Source organism: Streptococcus mitis (genome assembly GCF_001579045.1).
In the GTDB taxonomy this organism is placed as follows: domain Bacteria; phylum Bacillota; class Bacilli; order Lactobacillales; family Streptococcaceae; genus Streptococcus; species Streptococcus mitis_D.
The window spans coordinates 254,448-262,189 of record NZ_KQ970263.1; the positions used below are offsets into that span (position 1 = coordinate 254,448).

At 36.6% G+C, this 7,742-nt stretch carries 7 protein-coding genes; all 7 read right to left on the reverse strand.

What is annotated here, in order from left to right; translation table 11 throughout:
- Entirely contained in the window at positions 1–2,364 is a 2,364-nt protein-coding gene (locus SMIDD28_RS07375; RefSeq protein ID WP_061425455.1) for a VirB4-like conjugal transfer ATPase, CD1110 family, read from the reverse strand.
- A complete protein-coding gene (locus SMIDD28_RS07380) occupies positions 2,306–2,680 on the reverse strand; it encodes a hypothetical protein (RefSeq protein WP_061425456.1) in 375 nt (124 codons plus the stop codon). The genes SMIDD28_RS07375 and SMIDD28_RS07380 overlap by 59 nt, the downstream gene beginning before the upstream one ends.
- Before the next feature lie 56 nt (positions 2,681–2,736).
- Positions 2,737–3,486, reverse strand: a complete 750-nt coding sequence (locus SMIDD28_RS07385) for a TrbL/VirB6 family protein (protein WP_061425457.1) — start codon at positions 3,484–3,486, stop codon at positions 2,737–2,739.
- 9 nt (positions 3,487–3,495) lie between these two features.
- Positions 3,496–3,723: a hypothetical protein gene (locus SMIDD28_RS07390; RefSeq protein WP_000402890.1), complete on the reverse strand. Its 228-nt coding sequence runs from the start codon at positions 3,721–3,723 to the stop codon at positions 3,496–3,498.
- Positions 3,724–3,806: 83 nt separating this feature from the next.
- The gene (locus SMIDD28_RS07395; RefSeq protein WP_061425458.1) at positions 3,807–4,226 is read right to left on the reverse strand and encodes a hypothetical protein; all 420 of its coding nucleotides are present in this window, start codon (positions 4,224–4,226) and stop codon (positions 3,807–3,809) included.
- Positions 4,227–4,313: 87 nt separating this feature from the next.
- The gene (locus SMIDD28_RS07400; protein WP_061425459.1) at positions 4,314–6,803 is read right to left on the reverse strand and encodes a G5 domain-containing protein; all 2,490 of its coding nucleotides are present in this window, start codon (positions 6,801–6,803) and stop codon (positions 4,314–4,316) included.
- Between the two features lie 11 nt (positions 6,804–6,814).
- The coding region (locus tag SMIDD28_RS07405) for an LPXTG cell wall anchor domain-containing protein (protein WP_155719326.1) at positions 6,815–7,742 on the reverse strand (928 nt) is incomplete at its 5' end.

Genomic DNA, 7,742 nt, shown 5'->3' on the forward strand with positions numbered 1-7,742 from the left:
CTAAGCGTCTGTTGCGACTAAGTTATACAACTTAGTATTCTTTGGTATTGGATTTTCAAATGGCACCACAACTGGCCCAGCTACGATTAAGCCAGTACCTTTAGCTTTTGGCCGTGCTAAGTAGCGAATCTGTTTATCAGTCAGATTGACAATCTCTTTTAGGATAGCCAAATCTTGAGGTTTTTGTTTGAGTAAAATCATAAACTCACTATTTGAGAGCAATTTCCGACCTTCTTCAACAGCAGCTAGCGTTTCTACGTTCTGGGTGATTCCTGTTGGAATCGCACCATATTTCCGAATCCGTGAATACAACGTAGTAAAGAAGTCTGCTTGAGCCTTATTTTTAAATAGAATCTGCATCTCATCAAAGTAAACCCATGTAGTACATTTCCCTTGATTCTCTACAATTTGATTCCAGATATAATCCTGAATAACCATTAAAGCAAACGGCTTCAACTTATGAGACAACTTCTTCAGATTAAAGATAACAAAGCGATGATTGAGATCCACGTTGGTATTGTGAGCAAAAATGTCCTGAGAACCAGTTGTATAGGTTTCTACCGCTAAAGCTAAGTCTTGTGCTTCGGGTTCAGGTTGTTCTTTCAAGACCTGGTGCCACTCTTTTAAAGTTGGAGTATAATGATCTGTTAAATAGCGTTCATAAGTCACACCTGTCACTCGGTCAATAATCCCAATCTGTGCATCTGTCACCTCTGACAGAATCGATTCAAACAATCCCATCAACAAGTTTGCTTTATCCCCTATTGGATCGTCATCCTCATCATCCAAACGATCCAGATCTGGTAGATCCAAAAGATTGATATGTGTTTTAGAACCAATCGAAATATCCACCATCTGAGCACCGAAAGCACGGCCAATATCAGAATATTCATCTTCGGGATCCACGATGATAACTCGGTCTTCTGGATATTTCAGTAAAGTTGGAATAACTTCTCCACCCTTTATTGTTGTAGATTTACCAGATCCTGAAGAACCTAACACAACTCCTGAACCCGTGTTCAAATCACGTTTTCGATCTAGTGTAATGATATTGTTTGATAACTGATTTTGACCATAGTAGCGAGCGAGTGAGCTTTCAGACTTTAAGTCCACGTTGGTAAAAGGAACTTGCGTAGCAATATTAGCTGTCGTCATCTTTCTCATAAAATTCTTCTTCACATTCAAAAAGCACTCACCGATAGGTAGAATCGTATTCAAAGCCTCTTCTTGATAATAATAAAGATCTTCAAACTCTACCCCTAATTTACGGCCAGCACGCTTAATCTTCTGCTCATTACGTTGTAGTTCCTCTTGACTCTCTGCCTTAAAATACACTGCAATCAAACCAGAGAAGATTTTCTGATCATACTCAGTAATCTCGTCTCGCCACTTCTTGGTAGCTTCTGAGATTTCTTGGTCACGACCAGCAACCACCGCATCATCAAAGATACCAGATTGAGCCGCCTTGCGTTTAGAACGAAGTTTCCCAATTTCAGCATCTGTTTCTGCATCGTCAATCTTCTCTAAGATTTCAACATTCTCATAAGGTTCTGCATGGATAGTAATAGCTAGTTCAAATCCTAGTGTTGTTAAATCCCGAATGAGACGATCAGACATCCAGTTTGGATAGCGGTGCGCATAAAGTACCTTGACCCAACTATCATCTATAATCATGCGTTTTTCTTGAAATTCAATCCTGTTTGGCGCAATAAATGATTTAGTAGGTAAACCTGTCAAAGCAATTTCTTTATAATCAAAATTGACATATGGATTACCTCGTAGTAGCTCAGAAAAGACTTTTAGGCGATCCAAACCATTCATATCCCTAAATGTAATATCAGCCTCCTGGAACTGATTCCCTAGGGAAACTCCAATATCTTGCAGGATCAACTGAGCCTGCTTTCGGTCATCCGCATTCGTTGAAATGGTCACATACTTATGTACCTCGAAGTTGTTAGCATGTGTTGTAAATCGCTCCTTGATCATCTCATTTAGCTCCTCACGATAGTCATCATAGCCATCGTTTGTTTCTTCAAATAAGATATTCTGCAAGGAGTTATCCGATACTCGACGATTAATGACTAGGAGCTGGTAGTTACTACCCTCATCCAGTGAATTAAGAGCATCCATTGTTGTATCGATGATGCTCTCTTTTTCATCTTGTTGAGCTGTCGAGTAAGAAGCATCTCCCAACATAAAGCTACGAGAATACTTCTCACGAGCAATGTGCATCAATCCATCTTCATGTAGATATGTGTAATTGATCGTGTTTTGCGTCGTAGGTTTCATCTGACGACGCAAGCGCTCAATTCTTTTCTTTTCTGCGTTTTCTAGTTTTTCTCTTTTGCTTTTGAATAAACTCATCTTTCGTATACATTCCTACCTTTCCAAATTCTGTCTCATAGGTTCGTTGTTGGATTCGGAAAAAGAAATTGGTTTTTTCTTTAATCCGCATTCGCTTGGTCATTCCCGTACCGTACATTCCTCCAGGAACGACAAATAGAGCGTCCCAAAGATAGATGTACCAATCAGGTAGACCAAAGAAGTAAATAGCAATTGTCCCTGAGACAGCTATTAGCAAACATACGTAGAGAACAATCATTCTACCTGTTAATCCAAATAAAATCGGTCTGTCCTCTGTTTCAAATTCTCTTAAAAATTCTGATCCAATTTTTTTCAATTAGTTTCCTCTCATACAAAATCACATCGATTAATTCTAATTTTTCTACACATAGATTACACTCCTAAAAGCTGCTTAGCTTTTCGACTAGATCCAACCATTACAAAGATATAGATAACCCCCTTGGCAATTGAAGCAAAGGCCGTTCCCCAAGTACCATTGTCTGCAGTCGTAACCTTGAGGATATCTGCTGCAACAATCGAATCGTATACAACAGAAACAATAATTAGGATGACACCAATAAGGGCAGAGGCTGCAAAGTATTTTAGGAAGTTAATCGTAACAGAGCGCAACGAATCCATCATAAAGAAGGCTACTAACAATGGAGCTAGGGCTTTAAGCATATACAAATCCAAGTAACGTAAGAAAACAATAATCCCTAGAATAATGTTAGAAACTTTACCAACAATAAAGCCAACAAATCCAATAATTTGTTTTTCAAACCAACCTTTTCCACCAGAGATGTTTGAATCAATGGTCGTTTTAACAGTAGGTGTTACATGAGCAATTACCTTTACAATAATATTAAGTAATTCCAGAATGGCATCACAAATTTGGGATGAAGCAGAGATCATAATGAAAGCAAATAAATATTTCATTAAAGCCTCTAACCAAATCTTCTGTGTTAATGCTCCCCCTCTCGACTTGACCATTTGTGACCACGATGCCATTTCAAACCAGAAAAAAAGACCTAAAAGGATATACCCAATAGGTCTGACTGCATCAGCCATTATATTTACAGCTTGGTTTGTCGCAGAGCTGTAACTAGAAAGAGAACTAGTTAGCTCTCTAATATCTAAATTCATAGGCTACTCCTAAAATTTTAGCTGAGACAGTGATGCAACGACTGCGGCCGCAATCCCTGCAGAAGCAACAGCCAAGAATGCACCATTAATCATAGAATCAGACCCATCATCTTGTCTTTGCTTATCTTTATTCTTTCTTCCTTGAATATAATCAACCGCACCATTCCAGATCCAGATAAGACCTGTGATTGTTCCAACTACACCTAGACCAGTAATAATTTTTGTAATGATTTCCATTTTGTTTTACCTCTTTTAATTTCATTTTTTCTTTAATAAAAAGCACTGCAGAGATTTCTACAGTGCCAAACACAATACTATTTTTATAATTCATCAAATTCTTCACGATAAATCGTCCGAACAGTAGCTACTAGAAGAGTAAGTACTATCATAATGGTAGCTTCAATATGTGGATATGGGAAAAAACTAACTGCCCCTTTGGGAGCTTCAAACACTTGACCAGAAGTCATCCATGATTCAGTGGACCACCCCATAATATTAGGATAGTACCATCCAAGAATAGCTGATAAAAATTTTTCACTGGATTCTTTAAAAAAATAGTGTACACAACCTAACAACGCAATTAACACAAGTGTCAGACATATCTTTCCTATAATCCAGAATAAAAACATACCGACAGCTGATTTCACAACATTAATACACCAAAGAACGATATAAAAGGGAGCTGTAAAAATCCTAATGATAGCCACCCATAACCAGGAAAAATCACTTCCAAATTTCATAACTCTACTCCTGCACGATTTACCGTAATTATAGCATAAATCGACAACCTTAACAATATTTTTATATTGTTTTTACATTATATTTTACTACTTTTTATTTAATTTCCTATAGATTATTACAGAGATTCCTAATACTATTCCAATCATTCCTGTCAAAGTCAAGAAATTGGATAAACTAGTTCCCGTATTAGGTAATACTTTTTCAGCTTGGGTTCCTACTTCGATAATTTCATTTACAGGATCTACTTTTTCAAGACTCGGTTTGTTTTCTTTTACCTCTCCAGTATCTGGATTAAGATAATAAGTTGTCGTAATTGTTTCTCTACCTTTGACACCGGCTTGAATAATTTTTTCTTCACCTTTCTTTAAATCTTTATTTTCTCGTTTTTCAGTTTTAAATTCTGTTTCCATAATTTCAACTTTGGGCTTAGTCCCTACTGAAATAACTTCGTCTATCGGTTCAGTTTTTTCAACCTTTGGTTCATTTGCGGTTACTTCTCCTGTTTCAGAATTAAAACTATAGGTAATCGTGGTTGTTTCATGACCTTTGCTACCTTTTGTAACAACTGTCTTCTTACCTGCTTCTGACTCTTTGTCTTCAACATATTTTGTTTTATAATCCAAATCTTTAGTTGTGACAACAGGCTTTGTTCCCACAGAAACCACTTCGTCTACAGATTCAGTTTTTTCAACCTTTGGTTCATTGGCGGTCACTTCTCCTGTTTCAGAATTAAAGCTATGAGTAACAGTGCTTGTTTCATGACCTTTGCTACCTTTTGTAACAACTGTCTTCTTACCTGCTTCTGAATCTTTGTCTTCAACATATTTTGTTTTGTAATCTAGTTCCTTAGTCGCAACAGCTGATTTGCTTCCTCTAGCCACTACTTTATCAACAGCTTCTTTAAGGACTTCCTCTTTTATAGATGGTTCATCTTTCGTTCGAACTCCTTTTTGAGTTACATAGGTTTTAGTAGTTCTTTTAACTCCTAGAACACCTTCAGTTACAATTTTTTCTTGTCCAAACTCTAACTCAGGATCCTCTGTATAAACAGTCTTAAAAGCTATATCAGACTCTGCAACATCTACATCTTGCCCTTTTGTACCTTTTGCAATTACTTTATCCACGGCTTTTTTAAGGATTTTTTCTGTGGTAACTGGTTCCCCTACACGTTTACCTGATTGAGTAACATAAGTCTTTGTTATTTCTTTTTGACCTACAGCACCTTCAGTTACAACTTTGGTCTGTCCAATTTCTAACTCAGGATCCTCTGTATAAGTTGTGTTAAAAGGGATGTCTTCTGTTTTCACCTCAACGTCTGATCCTTTAGTTCCTCTAAGAACAATGCGATCAACTTTAGGTTTTGTAATAGTAGTTGAAATAACCTTACCATCTTTTAGAGAAACCAATTGTGAACCTTCACTACCAGCTTGCTTTTCTTTCTCTTGACCAGCAGCCAGCGATGGATCCTCTTCATATTTGGTTTCAAAAGCAATTTTTTCAGGTCTAAGAGTATTGATTTTTTCATCTACTTTTTTACCATCTACTGTTACAGAACTGCGAATACTACGTTCTACAGACGGTGTACCAGTAAAGGTATAATTAACAGTATAAGAACCATTATCCAAATCACCTGACCAAGAAACGGTATTATTGGTGATAGTTAGAGGAGTTTTTTGACCATTAGGAAAAACTAATTCTGCTGATGTTAATGTCAAATCTGCTTCAGGGCTAATAGAGACTGTTCCTTTTTGTTTCACAGAAACTCTCTCTTCTTTGATTTCCTCAACAGCTGTTTTAGCAAACTGATCATTAATTGCTTTTTGTCTCTCTAATTCGGTTCTAGATGCATTAGATATAAAAATATTATTATGACCTGCTGCTTCCATGGATGTAACAGATCGACTCCTATCATTTGCATTATAGGTAACGGTATAGAATGTTTTAGCATGATTTTTTGCCCAGGTCGCATATTGAATATCTATTGTTTCTGAACCCACCCATCCATCAGTAAACTGAATTGTTGAAACATACGAGTTCTTTTTTCCGTTATACTCATTATATATTTCCGAAAAACCCTTTCCAAAACTATCAGCATTTACATTAAAGCCATTCTTTTTAAAAGAATCTTTCAACGAATATATGGAAGGGTTTTCTTCTAATAAACGAAGAAGAACTGTCTTATCCATAGGCTTTCCAAATGCAATTTCATCCTTTTTAGCTTTATAAGAATCTGCATAGTTCATATCGTAACTAAACAACCAAATTTGATCTTCATCAGACATTGTTGAGACCAATGACTTCAAATCTGAAAGCATTTTAGTGAAATTAACTTCATTCGAAACTGAAAAATCTAACACAACCAATAAATCCATCGGCTTTATCTTCTTCTCTGTAGTTCGATTGATTTCTTCTCTAGACTTCGCCGTAAAAGTTAGAGTATTACCATTTACGTTACTATTCTCTTGTGCATAAACCTTTGTGGTTTCTACAAACGGTGTAACAACTTCAACTAAATTCGCAAATCCTAGAACTGTTAGCCCTAAGATTACGCTACAACGCTGTTTCCATTTTCTCATAAATTTTTAACCTATTCTTCCTTCTTTTTTCTCATAGATAAAGCTAAAGCGATTGTTCCCATAGCCATTCCAAGAAGAGCTAAATTGTTGGAACTACTCATACCAGTATTAGGTAATTCCACTTTTGAAACTTCTTCTTTTGGTTCCTCGTGTTTCGGTTCTTCTTTCTTTGGTTGTTCTGGTTTCACTTCTTCTGGAGTATGAGTCACAACCGTATTAGATACAACTTCCACACCATTAACCGTATGACGATATGTATTTTCTACTGTTCCTGCTTGAATACGTGTCATTTGTAGATATACTTCTGCTTGAAACTCTGATGTTTCTAAAATCGACTTCAAGAAAGTATTATCAAAGCTAATATCTACTTTTCCTTTGTCTTTGTCTACTACCTGACTAGTATACTTAGTTAATTCATCACCAGCTTTAAATTTTTGGCCATCACTTGTTTCAAAATCTACAGTCGCAAACACTTGATAAATACCTTGATACTCATCATGTGTTTCATCATAATCATCGCTGAACTTATACTCAAACAACTGCTCCGAACGATTCTTTGGTATCAGAGAACCAACTAATTTATAATTAAATGTTTGATTCAACTTAAGCTCTTTTCCATCTAAACTTTCTTTACTTAAATGGTCAATCACCACGTCTTTCTTAGGTTCAATCTTCGGAACATTATTGACTACAGTTTCAGTTACATAAGCCATACCAAAATCAATTTGATAAGCTGTATTCTCATACTTACCACCTGTTTGACCCAATTCCTTCTTAACAGTCATTGGATTGGTAATGGTTAGAACTTCTCCAGCTTGCACGTAGGTCTTGTAGAACTCCTCTGGATTCTCCGCCTCGAATACTTGAATCGCTCCTTTCGGAGTGAAATTACTAGACTTCAGGGCTTCTTGGACACTTGTTGGTACCTTATCCAGACTC

What these genes read in the sequence shown, in the direction of transcription:
- SMIDD28_RS07385 (WP_061425457.1), bottom strand. Translation starts at nt 3,486, where the DNA reads ATGAATTTAGATATTAGAGAGCTAACTAGTTCTCTTTCTAGTTACAGC.
- SMIDD28_RS07390 (WP_000402890.1), bottom strand. Translation starts at nt 3,723, where the DNA reads ATGGAAATCATTACAAAAATTATTACTGGTCTAGGTGTAGTTGGAACA.
- SMIDD28_RS07395 (WP_061425458.1), bottom strand. Translation starts at nt 4,226, where the DNA reads ATGAAATTTGGAAGTGATTTTTCCTGGTTATGGGTGGCTATCATTAGG.
- SMIDD28_RS07375 (WP_061425455.1), bottom strand. Translation starts at nt 2,364, where the DNA reads ATGAGTTTATTCAAAAGCAAAAGAGAAAAACTAGAAAACGCAGAAAAG.
- SMIDD28_RS07400 (WP_061425459.1), bottom strand. Translation starts at nt 6,803, where the DNA reads ATGAGAAAATGGAAACAGCGTTGTAGCGTAATCTTAGGGCTAACAGTT.